Annotated in this window: 12 protein-coding genes and 2 pseudogenes; 8 read left to right on the forward strand and 6 right to left on the reverse strand. The window is 64.1% G+C overall.

Annotated features, from left to right (window positions below):
- Positions 1-6 precede the first annotated feature (6 nt).
- Both ACRQ5Q_RS34070 and ACRQ5Q_RS34075 read left to right on the forward strand, forming a co-directional pair.
- Positions 7-4,092: a VCBS domain-containing protein gene (locus ACRQ5Q_RS34070; protein ID WP_439394315.1), complete on the forward strand. Its 4,086-nt coding sequence runs from the start codon at positions 7-9 to the stop codon at positions 4,090-4,092.
- Positions 4,067-8,197 carry a VCBS domain-containing protein gene (locus ACRQ5Q_RS34075; protein WP_439394317.1) on the forward strand — a complete coding sequence of 1,377 codons (4,131 nt, stop codon included), beginning with the start codon at positions 4,067-4,069 and terminating at the stop codon, positions 8,195-8,197. The genes ACRQ5Q_RS34070 and ACRQ5Q_RS34075 overlap by 26 nt, the downstream gene beginning before the upstream one ends.
- A gap of 26 nt (positions 8,198-8,223) precedes the next feature.
- Here the strand turns inward: ACRQ5Q_RS34075 and ACRQ5Q_RS34080 are convergent, their stop codons facing one another.
- Both ACRQ5Q_RS34080 and ACRQ5Q_RS34085 read right to left on the reverse strand, forming a co-directional pair.
- On the reverse strand, positions 8,224-9,162 hold the full coding sequence (locus tag ACRQ5Q_RS34080) for a LysM peptidoglycan-binding domain-containing protein (RefSeq protein WP_439369990.1): 939 nt from the start codon (positions 9,160-9,162) through the stop codon (positions 8,224-8,226).
- Positions 9,163-9,317: 155 nt separating this feature from the next.
- Positions 9,318-9,897 (reverse strand): annotated as a pseudogene (locus ACRQ5Q_RS34085) (CGNR zinc finger domain-containing protein).
- Between the two features lie 76 nt (positions 9,898-9,973).
- On the opposite strand from ACRQ5Q_RS34085, the pseudogene ACRQ5Q_RS34090 reads away from it, so the two are divergent.
- Positions 9,974-10,207: pseudogene (locus ACRQ5Q_RS34090) on the forward strand (alpha/beta fold hydrolase); the annotation flags it as partial.
- A 42-nt stretch (positions 10,208-10,249) separates the two neighbouring features.
- Here the strand turns inward: ACRQ5Q_RS34090 and ACRQ5Q_RS34095 are convergent.
- The gene (locus ACRQ5Q_RS34095) at positions 10,250-10,729 is read right to left on the reverse strand and encodes a MarR family winged helix-turn-helix transcriptional regulator (RefSeq protein ID WP_439394319.1); all 480 of its coding nucleotides are present in this window, start codon (positions 10,727-10,729) and stop codon (positions 10,250-10,252) included.
- Between the two features lie 98 nt (positions 10,730-10,827).
- On the opposite strand from ACRQ5Q_RS34095, the gene ACRQ5Q_RS34100 reads away from it, so the two are divergent.
- Positions 10,828-12,033, forward strand: coding sequence for an ABC transporter substrate-binding protein (locus ACRQ5Q_RS34100; protein ID WP_439394321.1), 1,206 nt, complete (start codon positions 10,828-10,830; stop codon positions 12,031-12,033).
- Between the two features lie 190 nt (positions 12,034-12,223).
- Here ACRQ5Q_RS34100 and ACRQ5Q_RS34105 read toward each other — a convergent pair whose 3' ends face one another.
- Positions 12,224-12,943 (reverse strand): hypothetical protein, encoded by a 720-nt coding sequence (locus ACRQ5Q_RS34105; protein ID WP_439369994.1) that lies wholly within the window; start codon positions 12,941-12,943, stop codon positions 12,224-12,226.
- Between the two features lie 288 nt (positions 12,944-13,231).
- Here ACRQ5Q_RS34105 and ACRQ5Q_RS34110 point away from each other — a divergent pair, with 288 nt between their 5' ends.
- Both ACRQ5Q_RS34110 and ACRQ5Q_RS34115 read left to right on the forward strand, forming a co-directional pair.
- Complete coding sequence (locus tag ACRQ5Q_RS34110; RefSeq protein WP_439394323.1) at positions 13,232-14,155, forward strand: ABC transporter ATP-binding protein; 924 nt, start codon at positions 13,232-13,234, stop codon at positions 14,153-14,155.
- A complete protein-coding gene (locus tag ACRQ5Q_RS34115; RefSeq protein ID WP_439369997.1) occupies positions 14,152-14,913 on the forward strand; it encodes an ABC transporter permease in 762 nt (253 codons plus the stop codon). Before ACRQ5Q_RS34110 ends, ACRQ5Q_RS34115 begins: the two co-directional genes overlap by 4 nt.
- Positions 14,914-15,026: 113 nt before the next feature.
- Here ACRQ5Q_RS34115 and ACRQ5Q_RS34120 read toward each other — a convergent pair whose 3' ends face one another.
- Positions 15,027-15,353 (reverse strand): hypothetical protein, encoded by a 327-nt coding sequence (locus ACRQ5Q_RS34120; RefSeq protein WP_439369998.1) that lies wholly within the window; start codon positions 15,351-15,353, stop codon positions 15,027-15,029.
- Between the two features lie 380 nt (positions 15,354-15,733).
- Here ACRQ5Q_RS34120 and ACRQ5Q_RS34125 point away from each other — a divergent pair, with 380 nt between their 5' ends.
- Positions 15,734-16,525 carry a L,D-transpeptidase gene (locus ACRQ5Q_RS34125; RefSeq protein ID WP_439394325.1) on the forward strand — a complete coding sequence of 264 codons (792 nt, stop codon included), beginning with the start codon at positions 15,734-15,736 and terminating at the stop codon, positions 16,523-16,525.
- A gap of 38 nt (positions 16,526-16,563) precedes the next feature.
- Positions 16,564-17,547: a glycerophosphodiester phosphodiesterase gene (locus tag ACRQ5Q_RS34130; RefSeq protein ID WP_439370002.1), complete on the forward strand. Its 984-nt coding sequence runs from the start codon at positions 16,564-16,566 to the stop codon at positions 17,545-17,547.
- 10 nt (positions 17,548-17,557) lie between these two features.
- Here ACRQ5Q_RS34130 and ACRQ5Q_RS34135 read toward each other — a convergent pair whose 3' ends face one another.
- On the reverse strand, positions 17,558-19,837 hold the full coding sequence (locus ACRQ5Q_RS34135; protein ID WP_439394327.1) for a fused MFS/spermidine synthase: 2,280 nt from the start codon (positions 19,835-19,837) through the stop codon (positions 17,558-17,560).
- Positions 19,838-19,985 lie beyond the last annotated feature (148 nt).

The raw sequence follows: 19,985 nt of genomic DNA on the forward strand, positions 1-19,985 counted from the left end.
ACGGCCATGTCAGTTGCGTTCGGCGTTGGCCCCCAGAACGGGGGCACCAAGACCTTTCCCCTCCAGATCATCGGCATCGTTCAAAGCACGTTGGGATACGTTACCCTCACGCGCGATGACGGTCCGGCCACGCAGGTCAGCATCGGCGACCTTGTCTGCCGCCATGACGTAATAGAGACGGCTGCGCATGCGCAGATCGGGATTCGGCTTCTCGACGACACCATATTCAGCGTCGGCAGCGGAGCTCGCGTCGAACTGCGCGAGTTCGCCTCCGAATCCGACTGCGCCTCGCGTTCGACCATCGTTGCGGTCAGCAGCGGAAGCTTTGCATTCGCGGCCGGACGGCTGGCAAACAGCGGCACCCTGACGGTCGACACACCTCTTGGCAGCGTTCGCGGCCGCTCCCATGCGACCGGCTTCGGCATCCTGACCATGGCGGCGCTGACTTTCGCGATGGTGAAAGAGGCGCAGGGCTCGGACCCCGACGCCACCTATCTCGACAGCGATACGCTCAGTTACAAGGACCTGCAGCACGGCGCCTTCGAGCTCATCACCAAGGAGCGGGTGCCTCGGCACATTATCGTCGACGATCCAGGCGAAACCGTCATCCTGCACAGGATCGGCTCCTCCGTCAGTGTGAATCAGGTTACCAACAGCGCTGCTCGCATGGAGGAGCTGCACGCAGCTCAACAGGACGTGCTCGCCAATCTCACGCGAGGCCCAACTGGATCCAGTACGCCGCCCGGCGTCATCGCCCCCTCGCTGCAGCACATCAACTTCAACCCGGACAACGCGCCGGCGCCGCTAAACCTGCTTCCGCCACTGCCGCCGGCCGACATCCCCTTGATCGTACGCCCGCCGCCATCACTGAACGTGCCGGGCGGACCCACCGAGATCGACACCATCGCATTCAACGACACGTTCACCGCGACAACCGGCACTTTCACCGCCAGCAGCCCGCTCAATGGCGCCCTCACCTTCGGCCTCAGCGGCGGGACGGCCGGCACCACGGTCGTTAATGGGGAAACCTACGATCTCTCGCAGACCGGACCGTATGGCACCCTGTATCTGAACAGCGCATCCGGCGCCTACACTTTTGTTCCGAATGCGCAAGCCATCAATGCCCTGTCGTCGCCGACGACCGCGAGTTTCGTCATCACGGTCTCGGACACCGGGTTCTCGACGAGCCGAACATTCGTCGTCAACATTCTCGGCGTCAACGATACGGCCATTATCTCCGGCAACGCCGCCGGCACAGTGGTGGAGGCGGGCGGCGTCGCCAATTCGGCGCCCGGCACACCGAGCGCAACCGGCACGCTGACAGACGCCGACGTCGACAATCCGCCCAACACCTTCACGGAAGTCAGCTCGCCGACCAGGAGCGCGGGCGGCTACGGTACGTTCACGATGACAGCCGGCGGCGTGTGGACCTACACGCTCGACAATGGCAACGGTACAGTGCAGTCGCTGAACGTCGGCGATACGCTGATCGATCGGTTCACCGTGACCACGATCGACGGCACCCCGCAGCTGGTGACGATCACCATCAACGGCACGAATGACGCCGCAATCATCTCGGGGACCGCGATCGGTTCCGTCGTCGAGGCGGGCGGCACTTCGCCTGGCACCCCGGTCGCGACGGGCACGCTTCTCGCCGCGGACGTCGACAATCCCGCCAACACCTTCGTGGCGGTCGATACGCCGACTGCAAGCGCGCACAGCTATGGCAGCTTCACCATCACCGCGGCTGGATTATGGACCTTTACGCTCGACAACAACAATACCGCGGTCCAGGCGCTCAACAACGGTGCCACGCTGACAGACAGTTTCACGGCGACCTCGGCCGACGGCACCCCACAGACGGTGACGATCACGATCAACGGCAGCAACGATGGGGCAATCATTTCCGGGACGACGCGCGGCGCGGTCGTAGAGGCCGGAGGTGTGGCCAATGGTACGCCCGGCACGCCGACCGCGACCGGGACATTGACCGATCTCGACCCTGACAATGCGGCCAATACCTTTACCCCGGTGACCACGCCAAAGACGAGCGCCGGCGGCTTCGGCACCTTCACGATGACCGCGCTTGGCACGTGGACCTACACGCTCGACAACAGCAACGGCGCAGTGCAGGCGCTCAATGTCGGCGCTACGCTGAACGATCAGTTCACCGTGACCACGGTCGACGGCACGCCGCAGCTGGTGACGATCACGATCAACGGCACCAATGACGCCGCTTCCATTTCCGGAACGACGACGGGTTCGGTGCTCGAGGCCGGCGGCATCGCTTCCGGCACGCCAGTCGCGACCGGCACGCTCACCGATACCGACCTGGACAATCCCGCCAACACCTTCACGGCGGTGACCTCGCCCAGGGCCAGCGACGGCGGCTACGGCACTTTCACGATGACCGCGTCCGGGCTGTGGACCTATACGCTCGACAACAACAACGCAGTGGTCGACGCGCTGGATGTCGGCGACACGCTCACCGACCATTTCACGGTGACGTCAATCGACGGCACCACGCAACAGGTGACGATCGCCATCCATGGCGCCAGCGACGCCGACCCCAACGACTTCGACAATCTGGCGACGGGATCAACCGTCGTCTCCGATCCCCCGTTCGTCTTCGGCACGCCTGGACACGACAGCGTCGCCGGTGGCGGCAGCGTTTCCCAGATCGTCTACGGCGGCGCCGGTGACGACACCCTCAACGGGACCGGCGTGAACGACACCATCTACGGCGGATCCGGTAACGACACGATCAAGGGCAACAACGGGGCCGACCTCATTTACGGCGGCTCCGGGCAAGACACGATCGGCGGCAGCAATGACAACGACACCATCATCGGCGGGTTCGGTGCGGACAAGCTCACGGGCAGCAACGGCAATGACGTCTTCGTCTATCTGTCGGCGGTCGACTCCAGAGCCGGCCAGTTCGATACGATCACCGATTTCGGATCGGGAGCCGACAAGATCGATTTGACGGCGCTCGGCGCGCTCGGATTCGTGATCCTGGCGTTGAGCTCGACAAGCTCGCCGGTGCCGCCCCACACCATCGCCTGGCTCTACGACAGCTCGGCCAACGAAACCATCGTGTATGTCAATCCAACCGATCAGACCCTGGAGATCGGCGATTCCAGCCTGCTGGAAGTTCATCTCCAGGGTGTCGCGACCATCGATTCCTCGGACTTCATCGTGGATCAAGCCGCGGCACCGGTGCTGGCGGCGAGCGATACAATCGATCCGGCCGCCGCCACGCTGGGCGATGCGGCGGTCATGACATCGACTACCTCCGATGCCTCCACCGAGGCGACGAACAGCAGCGGCTCCATTTCGTTGGACGGCAGCACGACCGCAATCGATGTGAGCTTTCCCTTCGATACCAATCGGGATCTCAGCAGCCACGAGATCGCCGCTTCCACCCCGGACGAGACTGCAACACTCCCCGGCCCGTCACAACCGGCAGTCCATTCGCTGTCGATGGAGCCCGTCAAATTTGTCTTCGAACCACCCCGGACCGACGACGGCATCCATCCAAACGGAAACGCCGCAACCGGTACGACGGAGCAAGATCATGCCGTCACTTTCAGCGTGCCGGATGCGCTCGTTGCCAGCGACCAGCATCCAGAGAGCGGCAAGGCTGCCGAGGCGCATGGCCATGCAAGCCTTGCCGATACCGCCAGTGCGCTTCTCGATATCGCCTCGGAGAAAGGTCTCGGAAACGGCGGCAACCCTCATTCGGATCAATCCCAGGAAAGCAAACACAGTCATGCCTCGATAGAGAGCCCCGACAAGTCCAATGGACAACCTCATGCTGCGCCAGACGACACGCACGGCCCGCACGGAAACGAGAAGGCCCATCCGCCGGGGCCGGGCGATTCCTTCAAATTCCTGACCCCGGCGATGGAGAACTCCAGCATCGCTTTTGTGGACGATCTCGCAGTGCCGCTCGATCGTCATGAACGCGCGGCACATGACAACGGACATGGTCACGCCACGGCACCGGACGAGGGTCCGCAGCTGGACGATGGCGCTCACGGCGTGGGCGGCTCAGGCGGGCCTCATGGGCAGCACGATCTCCTGGTGTGAGCTCGATCTGACAGGCGAGGCCAAGACCATGTCAGTCGCGTCCGGCGTTGAACCCAGGGATAAGGCCGGTGCGACTCTCCCTCACCAGATCATCGGCGTGGTTCAGACGGCAATTGGTTACGCCACTCTCACGCGTGACGCCGGCACTGCAGCTCAAGTCAGCGTTGGCGCCCCTGTCTGTCACGGTGACATAGTCGAGACGACCACCGGCGGGCGGATCGGAATTCTGCTGATCGATGGCACCGTTTTCAACGTCTGCAGCGGCACTCGCATCGAGCTAAGCGAATATGTTCGCGATCCCGGCGGTGCCGTGCATTCGATCGTGCTTGCGGTCACCAGAGGAAGCTTTTCCTTCGCTGCCGGCCGATTGGAGAACGGCGGCGCCCTGACGTTCGACACGCCGCTTGGAAGCATTCGCGGGCGCTCCAATTCGAGCGGTTTCGGCGTGTTGACGCTTGCGGCGTTGACCTTCTCGATGATGACCGACGCAAACGCCGCGGATCCGGACGCCGCATTCCTGGATGACGACAAGATCAATTACAAGGACCTGCGGCACGGCGTCTTCGAGCTCATCACCAAGGAGCCGGTGCCGCGACACATCATCGTTGAAGATCCCGGCGAGACCGTTGTCCTGAGCAGGATCGGCTCCTCCGTCAGCGTCAACCAGGTTGCCAATAGCGCGTCTCGAATGGAGGAGCTGCACGCAGCTCAACAGGACGTGCTCGCCAATCTCACGGAAGGAGCGACAGGTTCCAGCACGCCACCTTTTGCCAATTCGCTTTCCTTCGAGCACATCAATTTTACGCCGGCGGACAACACGGCTGCGCCGCAAAGCCCGCTTCCACCGCTTCTTCCGATCAACCTGCCCTCGATCGAACGGCTGCCACCGTCGCTTACCTTGCCGGCCGGGCCGGTCGAAATCGACACGATCGCTTTCGACGAGTTCAGCGCGACGAGCGGCACTTTCACTGCCAGCAGCTCTGGCGGCGGCGCCGTGACCTTCGGCCTGAGCGGAGGGACATCCAGCAGCACGACACTGAACGGAGTGACGTACAATCTTTCGGAGACCGGCCCCTATGGCACCCTGTACCTCAACAGCACAAGCGGCGCCTACACCTTCGTTCCGAACAGCGATGCAATCAATGCCCTGTCGTCGCCGACGACCACAGCCTTCCTCATCACGGTCTCGGACGGCTCGTTGTCGCTGAGTGAGCCCTTCACGATCAACATCAACGGCGCCAACGACGCCGCCACCATCTCGGGCAACACCGGTGGCTCGGTTGGAGAGGCGGGCGGCGTCGCCAACGCTGCTCCGAACATCCCAACCGCAACCGGCACGCTTACAGACACCGACGTCGACAACCCGTCCAACACCTTCACGGCGGTCGATTCGCCCACCAGAAGCACGGCCGGCTACGGCACCTTCACGATGACGGCAACCGGTGTGTGGACCTACACGGTGGACAACACCAATAGTGCGGTACAGGCCCTCAATGTCGGCGATACTCTGACCGATACCTTGACGGTGACCAGCATCGACGGCACCCCCCAGGTCGTAACGATCACGATCCACGGCAGCAACGACGCCGCAGTCATTTCCGGGGCCGTGACCGGTTCAGTCGTGGAGGCCAGCTGCCTGTTGCCGGGCGCGCCGATCGCGGGCACGCTCGTCGACGCGGACGTCGACAATCCCTCCAACACGTTCGTGGCGATCGGCTCGCCGACGGCAAGCTCGGGCGGCTATGGCAGCTTTACGATGACGTCAGCCGGCGTGTGGACTTATATGCTCGACAATGCCAACCCGGCCGTGCAGGCGCTGAACATTGGCGGCGTGCTGACCGACAGCTTCACGGTAACGACCATCGACGGCACCCCTCAGGTGGTGACGATCACCATCAACGGCAGCAACGACCCGGCCGTTATCTCCGGCATCACGACCGGCTTGGTGGTCGAGGCCGGATGTGTAGCCAATGGGGCGCACGGTACGCCTGCGGCGACAGGCACGCTGACCGACACAGATCCCGACAACACGCCCAACGCCTTCATCGCGGTGAGCTGTCCAACGACGAGCACGGGCGGCTTCGGTAGCTTCACCATGACGGCGTCGGGTACTTGGACCTACACGCTCGACAATGGCAACAGCACGGTACAGGCTCTCAATGTCTGCGATACGCTGACCGACGAGTTTACGGTGACGACCATCGACGGCACGCCGCAGGTCGTGACGATCACGATCAAAGGCGCGAATGACGCCGCCATCGTTTCTGGGGTCACGACAGGCTCGGTGGTCGAGGCGGGCGGCATCTCGCCCGGCACGCCGGTTGCGACCGGTGCGCTCGCCGATACCGACGTCGACAATCCGTCCAACACTTTCACTGCTGTGAGCTCACCCGCTGCGAGCGACTGCGGCTACGGCACGTTCACGATGACCGCCGCGGGCGTGTGGACCTATACGCTCGACAACCACAATTGCGTGGTGGACGCGCTCAATGTCGGCGACACGCTCACCGATCACTTCACGGTCACGACCATCGATGGCACCAGGCAACACGTGACGATCTGCATCCATGGCGCCAGCGAGGCCGATCCCAATGATTTCGACGACCTGGCCGCGGGGGCTGCCGTGGTATCAGCCCCTCCGTTCGTCTACGGAACTCCTGCAGGCGACTGCATCACCGTTTGCGGTGATACTCCTCGGATCGTCTATGGCGGCGCCGGCAACGACACCGTTAACGGGGCCGGCGTGAACGACACCATCTTCGGCGGCTCGGGCAACGATACGATCAAGGGCAACAACGGGGATGACGTCATCTACGGTGGCTCGGGACGAGACACTATCGACGGCGGTTGCGGGAACGACGCCATCACCGGCGGGATCGGCCCGGACAGGCTCACCGGAGGCAATGGCGACGATGTCTTCGTCTATTTGTCGACAATGGATTCCAAAGCAGGTCATTTCGACACGATCAATGATTTCAATTCAGGATGCGACAAGATCGATTTGACGGCGCTCGGCGCGCTCGGATGCGAGATCCTGGCATTGAGTTCGGCAAGCGCATCCGTGCCCGCGCATACCATCGCCTGGCTCTACGACAGCTCAGGCAATGAAACGATCACATATGCCAATCCGACGGACCAAGCCCTTCAGATCGGCGATTCCGGCATGCTGGAGGTTCATCTGCAGGGGATCGCGGCCATCGTTTCCTCGGACTTCATCGTGGATCAAGCCGCGGCACCGGTGCTGGCGGCGAGCGATACACTCGATCCGGGCGCCGCCACGCTGGGCGATGCGGCGGTCATGACATTGACTACCGCCGATGCCTCCACCGAGGCGACGAACAGCAGCGGCTCCATTTCGTTGGACGGCAGCACGACCGCAATCGATGTGAGCTTTCCCTTCGATACCAATCGGGATCTCAGCAGCCACGAGATCACCGCTTCCACCCCGGACGAGACTGCAACACTCCCCGGCCCGTCACAACCGGCAGTCCATTCGCTGTCGATGGAGCCCGTCAAATTTGTCTTCGAACCACCCCGGACCGACGACAGTCCAAACGGAAACGCCGCAACCGGTACGACGGAGCAAGATCGTGCCGTCACTTTCAGCGTGCCGGATGCGCTCGTTGCCAGCGACCAGCATCCAGAGAGCGGCAACGCTGCCGACGCGCATGGCCATGCAAGCCTTGCCGATACCGCCAGTGCGCTTCTCGATATCGCCTCGGAGAAAGGTCTCGGAAACGGCGGCAACCCTCATTCGGATCAATCCCAGGAAAGCAAACACAGTCATGCCTCGATAGAGCGCCCCGACAAGTCCCATGGACAACCTCATGCTGCGCCAGACGAGACGCACGGCCCGCACGGAAACGCGCAGGCCGATCCGTCCGGGCCGGACGATTCCTTCAAATTCCTGACCCCGGCGATAGAGAAGTCCTGCATCGCTTTTCTGGACGATCTCGCAGTGCCGCTCGATCGTCATGAAGGCGCGGCACATGACGACCGACATGGTCACGCCGCTGCACCGGACGAGGGTCCGCAGCTGGACGATGGCGCTCACGGCGTGGGCGGCTCAGGCGGGCCTCACGGGCAGCACGATCTGCTGGTGTGAGCTCGATCTGCTGAAACCGCTGTTCCTTACTTCCGCGCGGCGGGCGGCGGCGTCGCCATCGCGGCGGCAGGCGCCGGTGGCGTCAGATGGCGCGGGACGATGATGGTCTGGCCCGGGGTGAGCTGCGCGTTCTCCGCCAGCGAGTTGCTCTGCGCGAGCGTCCACAGCGGCACGCGATTGGCCGCGGCGATGCTCTCCATGGTGTCGCCGCGACGCACCGGCACCCGCACGCCGCTGTCCCACAATTCGACCAGCGTATCGGCGGGCACGAGATAGCGCAGCGGCACGGCACCGGCCTGGGTCTGCGGCGGAATGCGCGGCAGCTGCGTCACCATCTCGACGATCTGGCGATGGATCTCGTCGGACTTCTCGATGTTGATGTGCGAGACGCGGCTGTTCTCTTTCAGATCGTAGCTCGCATAATGGCCGCGATAGCCAGGCACCGCCACGACGTCGCCGCCGCCGAGCACGCTGTCGGACATGAAGATGTTGATGAAGCGCTCGACATTGAGCGGCACGTCGCCGGTCGCATGCGCGGGATCGATGGCGATCACCAGGCTGATCGGGATGTTCTCCTTGGCTGCCATCTCGGAGATGATGACCGAGCATAGCCCGCCCATGGAATGGCCGATCAGCACGATCGGCGCGGGGCTCTCCTTGTAGCTGGCGATGGCGCGGTTGCCGATCAGCCGGCAGACCGTGAATTCATAAACGTCGGCCGAGAAGCCAGCCTGCGTCAGTTTCTCGCTGAGCCGGTCCATGCCGGTCGAGAAGATCGGCCCCATGGCACCGCGGAACAGGTAGACTTTCGGCGGCGGCAGCGGCTCGGCGGGCGGAACGGGAGGCGTCGATGTGACTGTCGCGGCCGGGCGCTTCGACTTGGCGGGTGAAGCCACGGCTATGCCGTTGCCCAAGGCGAGCAACGCCACCGCTGCCAGCACGACTAACCGCCTCAAATCAATCATCAATCCAGCAGTCCCGCGACGGGAGGCAAAGGGCGTCTCCCAAACCGGCTTAGTGACGACCGATTTGGTGGATTTTGGGGCGCGGGAACCGTGGCGCGACGCACCGTCGCGGGTCAAAGCTCCGTGACCTGCCGGATGAGCCCGCCCCCGACCCGTCATTGCCGGCCCTTGAGCCGGCTGCGATGCGCGGCCTGCTTGGCGCGGTTGCCGCACCGCCTTGCGCGACTGCGGGTGTGGTCGGCGAACAGCATTCGTGCAGTTATGGCCCTCGCACGCCTTGACGTCGGACAAGTCTTCCTCGCAGACGAACTTCGCCATCGCCTCGCCGACGGGCAGCAGAAGAGCTTCGGCTGATTGCCAGCGCCGCATCCTCTGCCGTGCAAGGCCTTCCTCATCGTGGCGAGGCGCGATTTGCAGGAACGCCTCATCGCGCTCCAGGATGCTGTTCAACGGGCCAAGCTCGTGCAGCGCCTTCGCGGTCAGCGGCCTGCCGGCATGCTCCAGAACAAAGCCCCTGAACCACTCGCGCAACGCGCGGGCCTGATGGGCGACCTTGTCGAGCTCGCCCGGCTTGGCGCGCCCCATCAACGCGTCCAGCTCCTCCGCCGGCACCAATTTCGCCTGCGACAGCCAGTCGACCAAGCCATCGCCATCGCCGATCCAGTCGACCGCTGTATCGACCGGTGTTGCAACCGAGTTGAGAAAATCGAGGCCGAGTGGGTCGGCGATGAACATGGCGGGCGGTCCATGAGCGCAGTCCTTGGCCGACGAATAACGGCTGATCGATAGTAACCATTAAAATGGCAGTTGCGACTACAAGAGCGACGTCGCGCTCTATCCGTCATTCCAGGAAAATTTCCGCAAGCACAAGCCGCCCTTCCTGGCGGTCTGGGGGAAGAACGATCCGTTCTTCATTCCGCCCGGTGCCGCAGCGTTCAAGCGCGACAATCCCAATGCAATCGTGCAGTTCTTCGACACCGGCCATTTCGTGCTGGAAACGCACGCCCGGGAGATCGCGGAGAGCATTCGTGCGTTTCTGGGGTGAGATGAGCTGTGGCGATCTTCGATTGCCGCATCGCGCGCCGGCCTAAAGCGGCAGCATGCGGTTCAAGAGGTCGAGCAGCGTGCGCTGCTCGGCCTCGCTCAGCGGCGCCAGCATCTTGCGGTTATAGGGCTCCGTCAGCCTCGCCCCCTCGGCGATGAGCTTTGCCCCCTTTGGCGTCAGGATGAGCTCGACCGCACGGCGATCGGACCTCGAGCGGTTGCGCTTGATGAAGCCGGACGATTCGAGCTCGTTCAGGATCTTGATCAGGTTCGGCAAGCGCAGCCGGAGCAGGCTGGCGAGGCTGCTCGGCGGCACGCCGGGATTGTCGCGAATGACGGCGAAGATCGCGTAGGTTGCCGGCGTCAGCCCCAGTGCGGCGAATTCCTCATAGAAGCCTTCGAAGAACTTCAGCTGCGCGAGGCGCAGCATGAAGCCGGGTGTGCGCTGAAGCGCATTCAGGTCCAGCGCTTTCTCCTGCAGTTCGGCAGATTTGGCGCCGGATTTCGGGGTCTTCGGGCTCATGATATGCATCCAAAGCGGGCCAAATTGACACTCTCGAAAATAGCTATAAAATATAACTATTATGAAGCGGCACCAAGACCGCCCATGGGAGGGACACAATGAACAGCAAATTCCTGCATAGATTGTGCATGCTGGCGGCAATGCTGACCACCGCACCGGCGTTCGCCCAGGACGCTGTGAAGATCGGCATCCTCAACGACCAATCCGGTCCGTTCGCGAGCTATCAGGGCATCGGCTCGGTCGTCGCCGCCAAGATGGCGGTCGAGGATTACGGCGGGAAGGCTGCCGGCAAGCCGGTCGAGGTCGTCGCGGCCGACCATCAGAACAAGACCGATATCGGGATCGGCATCGCCCGGCGCTGGTACGAGAACGAGAGCGTCGATGCGATCTTCGACATTCCGAACTCGTCGATTGCGCTCGCGGTGGCCGGCATGAGCGCCGAGAAGAACAAGGTCTTCGTCGGATCGGGCGCCGGCACGGTGCTGCTGACCGGCGAGAAGTGCACGCCGAACACGGTGCACTGGACCTACGACACCTATGCCTATGGCCGCGGCCTCGGCAAGGCGATCGTGCAGCAGGGCGGCAAGAAGTGGTTCTTCATCACCGCCGACTATGCCTTTGGCCATGATCTGGAGAAGCAGGCCGCGGAGGCCGTGAAGGCGTCCGGCGGCGAGGTGCTCGGCAGCGTGCGGCATCCGCTGGGAACGGCCGACTACGCCTCCTTCCTGCTCCAGGCCCAGGCATCTGGCGCGAACGTCGTCGGCTTCGCCAATGCCGGCGACGACACCATCACCTCGATGAAGCAAGCCGCCGAGTTCGGGCTGACCAGGGATCACAAGCTGGTCGGATTGATCCTGGGCATGAACGGCCTTCCCGCGCTTGGGCTGAAATTTGCGCAAGGCGCGCAGATCATGAATCCGTTCTACTGGGATCTCAATGACGGCACGCGGGCGTTCGCCAAACGGTTCGCCGAGCGCATTCCGTCAAAGGCCTATCCGAACGACATGCAGGCCGGCGTCTATGCCTCTGTCATCCACTACCTCAAGGCGGTCGACCAGGTCGGCAGCGCCCGGGACGGCAAGGCCGTCGTCGCCGCGATGAAGGAAACGCCGACCGACGATCCGCTGTTCGGCAAGGGCTACATCCGCAAGGACGGCCGCAAGATCCACCCGCTCTACCTGCTCCAGGTGAAGGCCCCGGAGGAATCGACGTCGGCCTGGGATCTCTTGAAGGTCGTCACCACCATCAAGGGCGAGGACGCGTTCCGCGCCCAGAACGAAGGCCAGTGCCCGCTCAGCCGCTGACGGCCGAGCCGAAGCGCAGGCTCAACAATTCGCTGCGCGGGCTGGAGAGCGTGCCGGTGCGTGTGACTGCGGCTTTGGCGTGATGGACTCGATCGGCGGCCGGGATCCACCTCACCCTAGGGGAGAGGTGAATCCTTGGCGCATCGAGTCAACCAAAGGTCATATCGTCTTCAGGCTACACCACGTGCGCTCAGTTCCTCGCCGGAGCCGTCGCCGCCGCCGACCGCGCCTGCCGCGGCGCGCCGGGCTCGGCGACTGGGGCAGCCGGAGCGCGCGAGCGCATGACCGCGGCCTCGATCTCGGCGATGACGCGGCGCTGGATCGCCTCGCTCTTGTCGATCGAGATGTGGCCGACGCCGGTGCCGCGTACGTCGACATTGTCGAGCTTGCCGCGCAGGTCCGCCGCGGCCCGCACCGGCTCGCCGGGACCATCGCCGATATAGATGTTGATGTAGCGCTCGGCGCCCGTCGATAGCCTGGTCTTGAACACGGAATCGAGGCCGATCGCGAGCTTTACGGGCACGCCGAGCTGGTTGAGCTTCGCAATCATGTCAGGCAGTGCAGTCGCGCCGGAGGAATGGCCGACCAGGATGATGGTCTTGATGCGGCCGGCCTTGTAGGCGGTCGCGGCTTCATCGGCAAGCGAGGACCAGGACACGAAGTTGGCGACGGTCACCGGGATGCCCTCCGCCTGGAGGCGGGCACCGATCGTGTCGAGGCCGAGCGAGAAGATGTTGAGCACGCCGCGCAGCAGGTAGACGTGCGTGGTCGCGACCTGGGCCTGGCCCGGGGCCGCCCTCGCGGTGGTCGGGCTGATGGCAACAGCTGACAGCAGAAGCAGGCAAATCGCCCACACACGGAGGGCGGGCAATTGGCTGGCGCCGGCGGTGTGACGGCCGTTCGGTCTCATCGATGTTTTCCCTGGGGACAATACGCTTGGCGATTGGCGGGAATCGTAGCCACGGCCTGCTCACAGACGCAACAAAGAGCCGCGTAAGCGACAATCTTAGCAGCAAGCCGTGGCGGTTGTGCAACACTTGCCCGGAACCCGCCCCTGAAGAGCCGGTTTCGAGACGATTTTTCTCCGACCAATTGCGACCGGGCAAGGGCATTCCTATTTCAGGGCACCGCTGACCCGCCCTTCCCGGCAGATCCAGCCTCCCTCCCCCAGCCTTTTGCCCCAAGCCTTGCGGCCATCATGTCCTCCATCATTTCCGTCGCCAATCTGTCGAAGACCTATGGGTCCGGCTTCAAGGCGCTCAAGAACGTCAATCTCGACATCAAGCGCGGCGAGATCTTTGCGCTGCTCGGGCCGAACGGCGCCGGCAAGACCACGCTGATCTCGATCATCTGCGGCATCGCCAACCCGAGCGAGGGTCGCGTCCTCGTCGGCGGCGAAGACATCCAGACCTCGTACCGCAAGGCGCGCTCGCTGATCGGCCTGGTGCCGCAGGAATTGCACACCGACGCCTTCGAGAGCGTGTGGGCGACCGTGAGCTTCTCCCGCGGCCTGTTCGGCAAGCCGAAGAACCCTGCGCACATCGAGAAGGTGCTGAAGGACCTCTCGCTCTGGGACAAGAAGGACAACAAGATCATCACGCTCTCCGGCGGCATGAAGCGCCGCGTGATGATCGCGAAAGCGCTGTCGCACGAGCCGCAGGTCCTGTTCCTGGACGAGCCGACCGCCGGCGTCGACGTCGAGCTGCGCAAGGGCATGTGGGAAGTCGTGCGCACGCTGCAGCAGTCCGGCGTCACCATCATCCTCACCACGCACTACATCGAGGAAGCCGAGGAGATGGCCGACCGCATCGGCGTCATCAACAAGGGCGAGATCGTGCTGGTCGAGGACAAGGCGACCTTGATGCAGAAGCTCGGCAAGAAGCGGCTGACCGTCCACTTGCAGGGCAAGGTCACCTCGCTGCCGGAGAGCCTCGCCCATTACGAGCTCGAGCTTTGCGATGGCGGCGCGACGCTGGTCTACGACTACGACACCAAGGGCGAGCGCACCGGCATCACCAGCCTGCTCAGCGACCTGCGCACCGCAGGCATCCGTTTCAACGATCTCGACACGACGCAATCGTCGCTCGAGGACATCTTCGTCGACCTCGTGAGGACGTCATGAATCACCGCGCCGTCCGCGCCATCTACCTGTTCGAAATGGCGCGCACCTGGCGCACGCTGCTGCAAAGCATCGTCTCGCCGGTGGTTTCGACCTCGCTCTATTTCGTGGTGTTCGGCGCCGCGATCGGCTCGCGCATCAGCCAGGTCGAGGGCGTCAGCTACGGCACCTTCATCGTGCCGGGCCTGATCATGCTCTCGGTGCTGACGCAGAGCATCGCCAACGCGTCCTTTGGCATCTACTTCCCGAAATTCACCGGCACGATCTACGAGATCCTGTCGGCGCCGATTTCCTATTTCGAGATCGTGCTCGGCTATGTCGGCGCGGCCGCGACCAAGTCGATCATTCTGGGCCTTATCATCCTGGGGACAGCCGGCCTGTTCGTGCCGCTGCATATCCACCATCCCATCTGGATGCTGGCCTTCCTGGTGCTGACCGCGGTGACCTTCAGCCTGTTCGGCTTCATCATCGGCATCTGGGCCGACGGCTTCGAGAAGCTGCAGATGATCCCGATGCTGGTGGTGACGCCGCTGACCTTCCTGGGCGGCAGCTTCTACTCCATCGACATGCTGCCGGCGGGCTGGCGCACGGTCGCGCTGCTCAACCCGGTCGTCTATCTGATCTCCGGCTTCCGCTGGAGCTTCTACGAGATCGCCGACGTCAGCGTATCCGTCAGCATCGGCATGACGGTGGCATTCCTGACGATATGCCTCGGCGTGATCTGGTGGATTTTCCGCACCGGATATCGGCTGAAGAACTAGCCATCATTCCGGGGCGCGCGTGGCGCGAACCCGGAATCCATTCAGCCACCGGCGCTGCCGCTCGATGGATTCCGGGTTCGCCCTTCGGGCGCCCCGGAATGACGGCCGTGGACTCACCGGTAGCAATGAAAGCGGTGGTAGCCGTCGTAGTACCCGTGGCAGCGGTGACGATAGTGGCGGTGAGGAATGCCGAACACGCCCTCCACCGCACCCACGGCGCCGCCGACACCGGCGCCGACCGCGCCACCGACTACGCCCCCCACCGGACCGGCGATCCGGTTACCTTCATAGGCCCCTTCCTGCGCGCCGCGCACGATGCCCTGGGCATGGCTGGCGTGCGGCAGCGCCAGCAGTGCGAGCAGGACGGCGGCGGCTGCGAACAGCAGGCGGACAGGCAAGCCTGCCGGCAGGACGGCGGCGGTAACACGGGCTTTGTTCATCTTCAGTCCCAGGGAAGTACGGAGCAAGCGGCGGCGAAAGCCGCCAATGGCAGGCCATCATCAACGCGCCGAGCGGCCAAATGGTTGCGCCTTTGTGACGAATTGTCGGCGACATGAACGCGTGTCCGCTCGCGAAAATGTCAGCATCGCCGCCAGCTGCGCGGCACAAAGCGGCCTTGCTTACATCAGGCATCACGTTGACGATGGGCGGACGGGCCCGGTGGAACGAAAGCCGGATTGCAGGCATATTGCATGCCGGGGGACGGAGAGCCGCGGTGTTATTGTTCGAGCATGATCTTTTCGGAAAACCGCTACACACTTTTTCCGGATCATGCTCTGGCGTGAACAGGCCGGAGGCCAGAACCCAGATGCGTTTCCAGATGCGTTCGTTTTTTATTGCTTTCACCTCCCTGATGCTTTTGAGCGCGGGCACCGCGCAGGCCAAGGTCGAGATCACCGTCGACAAGGACAATCAGCAGATGACCGTCGCCGTCGACGGCGTCGCGCGCTATCACTGGCCGGTGTCGACGGGCATCCCCTCGCGCGAGACGCCGAACGGCGCCTTCCGTGCCTTCCGCATGGAAGAGGATCACTTTTCCAAGGAATTCGACGACGCGCCGATGCCGCACGCGATCTTCTTCACCAAGGTCGGGCACGCCATTCACGGCACGGACTCGGTCGGCCGGCTCGGCTCACCGGCCTCGCATGGCTGCGTGCGGCTGTCGCGACAGAACGCATCGACGCTCTATGCGCTGGTGCAGCAGCAAGGCGTGCTCAACACGACGGTGACGCTGACCGGCTCGGCGCAGGTGGCACTCGCTCGCAATCCGCGCGGCCGCAGCAACACTGCCGTGGCCGCCCGCGCTCCGCAGCAGCCTGCCGAAGAGCAGTATGCGACCACGGGTGATCCCGTGAACCTGACGCCGCCGCAGCAACCCGCCCGCCGCTACATGCCGCAGGACGACAATTACATCTATCCGGCGGACGGCAGCGACACCGGCGCGCGCTATCCGGCGCCGCGCCCGATCACGCGCCCCTATGGCACGCAGGCCTATCAGCAACTGCCGCAGCCGACCTACGACCAGGGCTATGGCCAGCAGGGCTACTATTATCAGCAGCAGCAGCAGCCTCGCCAGTATTATCAGCCGCGCAATTATTACTATCAGAACTGACGCGGCCGCCACCGAGCGCCCTTAACAGTCGGGGCACCATGCCGTCACGTGCCACGACCATCCTGACCGTGCTCGCGGTTCTTGCTGCAGGACGAGCTATGGCCTTTGATCTCGAGGCGCATCGCGGCGGGCGGGCGCTGCTGCCGGAGAACACCCTGCCCGCGTTTGCCAACGCGCTGTCGACGGGCGTCGACACGCTGGAGCTCGACGTCGGCGTCACCGCCGATGGCGAGGTCGTCATCTCGCATGAACGCGGGCTCAATCCGGATCTCGCACGAGATGCGAGCGGCGCCTATGTGGCCGCCCCCGGCACGCCCTTCGTCAAGCTGCGGCTCGAAGAGGTCAGGAGTTATGACGTCGGTCAGATCCGCCCGGACAGTGCCTATGCCAGGCAATTCCCCGAGCAGCGCGCCGTGCCGGGGACGCGCATCCCCACGCTGAAGCAATTGTTCGCGCTGGTGCGCAAGTCCGGCAACACCAATGTGCGCTTCAATATCGAGACCAAGATCGATCCGAACCATCCGGATGAGTCCCTCGATCCGCAAGCTTTCGTCACAAAACTGCTCGGGCTGATCGAGGCCGAACGGTTCACCGACCGCGTCATGATCCAGTCGTTCGACTGGCGGACCCTGCAGCTCGTCCAGCAGCGAGCGCCGAAGATTCCAACCGTGTACCTGACGCTCCAGCGCGGCTCGGCTCCAACGGTGGCGCTCGACAAGGCCACCAGCTGGACCGCGGGTTTCAGCCCGGCCGATCACGGCGGCTCGTTGCCGCAAACCATCAAGGCTGCGGGTGGCGCGATCTGGTCGCCCTATTTCGGCGACGTGACCGCGGCGCTGGTCTCCGAAGCCCACGCGCTCGGCTTGCGCCTCGTGGTCTGGACGGTCAACAAGCGCGAAGACATGGCGCGGATGATCGATACTGGCGTCGACGGGATCATCTCGGACAATCCGGACCTGCTGCGACAGGTCGCCAGCGAGAAGGGAATTGCGCTGCCGGCGGGGACGCCTGTGGAACCGTAGGCCCGGGGTCCTACTCCCCGTCCCTCAAACGCCGGTACAGCGCGCCCAGGATGTTCGAGTAATCGTCGGTCCACACCCGCACCCGGTCGTCGGCTTCGGTCTGCTCCCACGATTTGGAGGCGGCGAGCTTGCCGACATCTTCCTCCTCGCGCGCGGAGATGACGACGTCGGTCGAGAAGATGTAGTCGGAATCGCGCCCCGAATCCTCGTTGAAGACCCAGCTCTTCAAGTCATTGGCGTCGGCGATGCCGACCACGACGGTCTCGAGATCGAGGTGGCGGTTGGAGACGTGCATCACCACGGCGCCGTGCGGCGCGAGCTTGTCCTTGTAGATCTTCATCGCCTCTTCGGTGGCGAGATGGATCGGGATCGCATCGGACGAATAGGCATCGACGATGATGAGATCGTAGGCGCCGTCCGGCTCCTTGGCGAAGGTGAGGCGGGCGTCGCCGATGACAGGCTTCAGGCCCGGCAGGCAGCTCGAGATGTAGCGGAAATTCCTGGGGTCACGCGCCGCGTCCACCATGGACTGGTCGATCTCGAAAAATGTCCAGTCCTCGCCCGGCTCGGCGGCGCAGGCGAGCGTGCCCGAGCCGACGCCGATCGCGGCGACCTTGAGCGGCGCGCCCTTGCGCTCGCGGATCGCGGCGACGGCCTGACCGATGCCGCCATCCTTGTGATAATAGGTGATCGGCTCGGGCCGGCCGGTGACCGGCGTGCCGTCATTGTTGCGGAAGCGCTCGGCGCCGTGGATGGTGGTGCCGTGCATCAGCACGTGGAAATAGCCGCCGGGCGTCTCCACGATCTTGTGCACGCCGAAGAAGCTGCGCACCGTGGTGACGCGGCCCTCGTCCGCCGGATAGATCCGGATCAACGCCAGCGCCAGCGCGACGGTGGCGAAGATCTTCCAGCGCCCGGCATTGAGCGCCAGCGTCAACACCGCGGCGAGCGCGCCGACGGCGCCTGCGACCCAGACACGGTGATCCTCGAACCAGGTCGAGAGATTGCCGGTCGTATAGGACGGCGCGATCAGCGCCACCGCGAGCGCGGCCAGTGCCAGCCAGTACCATCTGACGATGCCGGCGAGACGCTCGTTCGCGGACGGGCGGCACAGCGCGGCGAGCGCGATCAGGATTGGATATTCCGCGATCCACGAGAAGGTGAAGGGCGCGACCAGGCCGGCAAAGAGACCGCCGACCATGCCGCCGAACGACAGCGCCACATAGAAGCCGGTGAGATATCTGGCGGCCGGCCGGGTTCGCGCCAATTCGCCGTGACACGCCATGGCGATGACGAAGAAGCACAATTGATGACCGCCGAGCGTCAGCAGCAGATTCTGCTCGCCGCCGAAAGCCAAGAGGACGACGACGCCGGCGATCGCGACCGGCTGCAGCATCAGCATCCATTTGTGCGGCAGCAGCGGCCGCGACTGGAACACGATCACCCAGGTCAGCAGGTACAGCGACAGCGGCAGCACCCAGAGCAGTGGCGCCGCCGCGACGTCGGTCGAGATGTGCGCCGTCACAGCGATGAGCAGGCCTGACGGCACCGCGGCGAGGAAGATCCAGCGCAGCCGCCTCGGAAGCCGCGGCGCCGGCGCGTTGACGTCCTCGGTTCGCGCATCAGTCACAGCGAGCTTCGGCGAGCGCAGCAGCAGCACGCCGCAACCGCCAATCAGGAGGATCAGGAGCCCATAGCCAACCGTCCAGAACCGGTTCTGGGTGTGCAGCGTGAACATCGGCTCCAGCAGGAAGGGATAGGACAACAGGGCCAGGAAGCTGCCGATGTTGGAGGAAGCATAGAGGAAATAGGGATCATGGCCGGCCGGATGGCCGGTGCGGACGAACCAGGCCTGCAGCAGCGGATTGTTGGCGGCGAGCGCGAAGAACGGCAGCCCGATCGAGACCACGAACAGGCCGAGCAGCCAGAACGCGTAGCCCGAAGCCGGCGGCTCGCCATACGCCGACGCGATGCCGAGCGGCAGCGTGGCGAAGGCCGCGATCAGCAGCACCAGATGCACCGTGACCGGAACGATCCGGTTCCTCGCCTGCATCAAGAGATGCGCATAGGCATAGCCCGCCAGCAGCAGCGACTGGAAGAACACCATGGCCACCGACCATACCGCCGGCGAGCCGCCGAGCCGCGGCAGCACCATCTTCGTGAACAGCGGCTGCACCGAGAACAGCAGCAGCGCGCTGACGAAGATCGCAGCGGTGTAGACCGTCAGCAGCAGCCGGTTGCGCGACGACGAAGGCTGCTCCGTGGCGGCGGGTTGCACGGTCGAATCCATGAAAGCTCCGGCAAAAGCGTTTTCCAGCGAAGTGGGCACCGGTTCGCGCGAGAAAACGCGTCGGATAAGTCCCCCGGCGGGCGCCGGACGCGCGCAATGGAGCACACTGCGCCTGAACGGGCAATAAAGGGGCTCGTGATGTTGCAGC

The organism is Bradyrhizobium sp. PMVTL-01, from assembly GCF_051861855.1.
Classification (GTDB): Bacteria; Pseudomonadota; Alphaproteobacteria; order Rhizobiales; family Xanthobacteraceae; genus Bradyrhizobium.

What these genes read in the sequence shown, in the direction of transcription:
- ACRQ5Q_RS34080 (WP_439369990.1), bottom strand. Translation starts at nt 9,162, where the DNA reads ATGATTGATTTGAGGCGGTTAGTCGTGCTGGCAGCGGTGGCGTTGCTC.
- ACRQ5Q_RS34110 (WP_439394323.1), top strand. Translation starts at nt 13,232, where the DNA reads ATGTCCTCCATCATTTCCGTCGCCAATCTGTCGAAGACCTATGGGTCC.
- ACRQ5Q_RS34115 (WP_439369997.1), top strand. Translation starts at nt 14,152, where the DNA reads ATGAATCACCGCGCCGTCCGCGCCATCTACCTGTTCGAAATGGCGCGC.
- ACRQ5Q_RS34120 (WP_439369998.1), bottom strand. Translation starts at nt 15,353, where the DNA reads ATGAACAAAGCCCGTGTTACCGCCGCCGTCCTGCCGGCAGGCTTGCCT.
- ACRQ5Q_RS34070 (WP_439394315.1), top strand. Translation starts at nt 7, where the DNA reads ATGTCAGTTGCGTTCGGCGTTGGCCCCCAGAACGGGGGCACCAAGACC.
- ACRQ5Q_RS34135 (WP_439394327.1), bottom strand. Translation starts at nt 19,837, where the DNA reads ATGGATTCGACCGTGCAACCCGCCGCCACGGAGCAGCCTTCGTCGTCG.
- ACRQ5Q_RS34130 (WP_439370002.1), top strand. Translation starts at nt 16,564, where the DNA reads ATGCCGTCACGTGCCACGACCATCCTGACCGTGCTCGCGGTTCTTGCT.
- ACRQ5Q_RS34125 (WP_439394325.1), top strand. Translation starts at nt 15,734, where the DNA reads ATGCGTTCGTTTTTTATTGCTTTCACCTCCCTGATGCTTTTGAGCGCG.
- ACRQ5Q_RS34075 (WP_439394317.1), top strand. Translation starts at nt 4,067, where the DNA reads ATGGGCAGCACGATCTCCTGGTGTGAGCTCGATCTGACAGGCGAGGCC.
- ACRQ5Q_RS34100 (WP_439394321.1), top strand. Translation starts at nt 10,828, where the DNA reads ATGAACAGCAAATTCCTGCATAGATTGTGCATGCTGGCGGCAATGCTG.
- ACRQ5Q_RS34095 (WP_439394319.1), bottom strand. Translation starts at nt 10,729, where the DNA reads ATGAGCCCGAAGACCCCGAAATCCGGCGCCAAATCTGCCGAACTGCAG.
- ACRQ5Q_RS34105 (WP_439369994.1), bottom strand. Translation starts at nt 12,943, where the DNA reads ATGAGACCGAACGGCCGTCACACCGCCGGCGCCAGCCAATTGCCCGCC.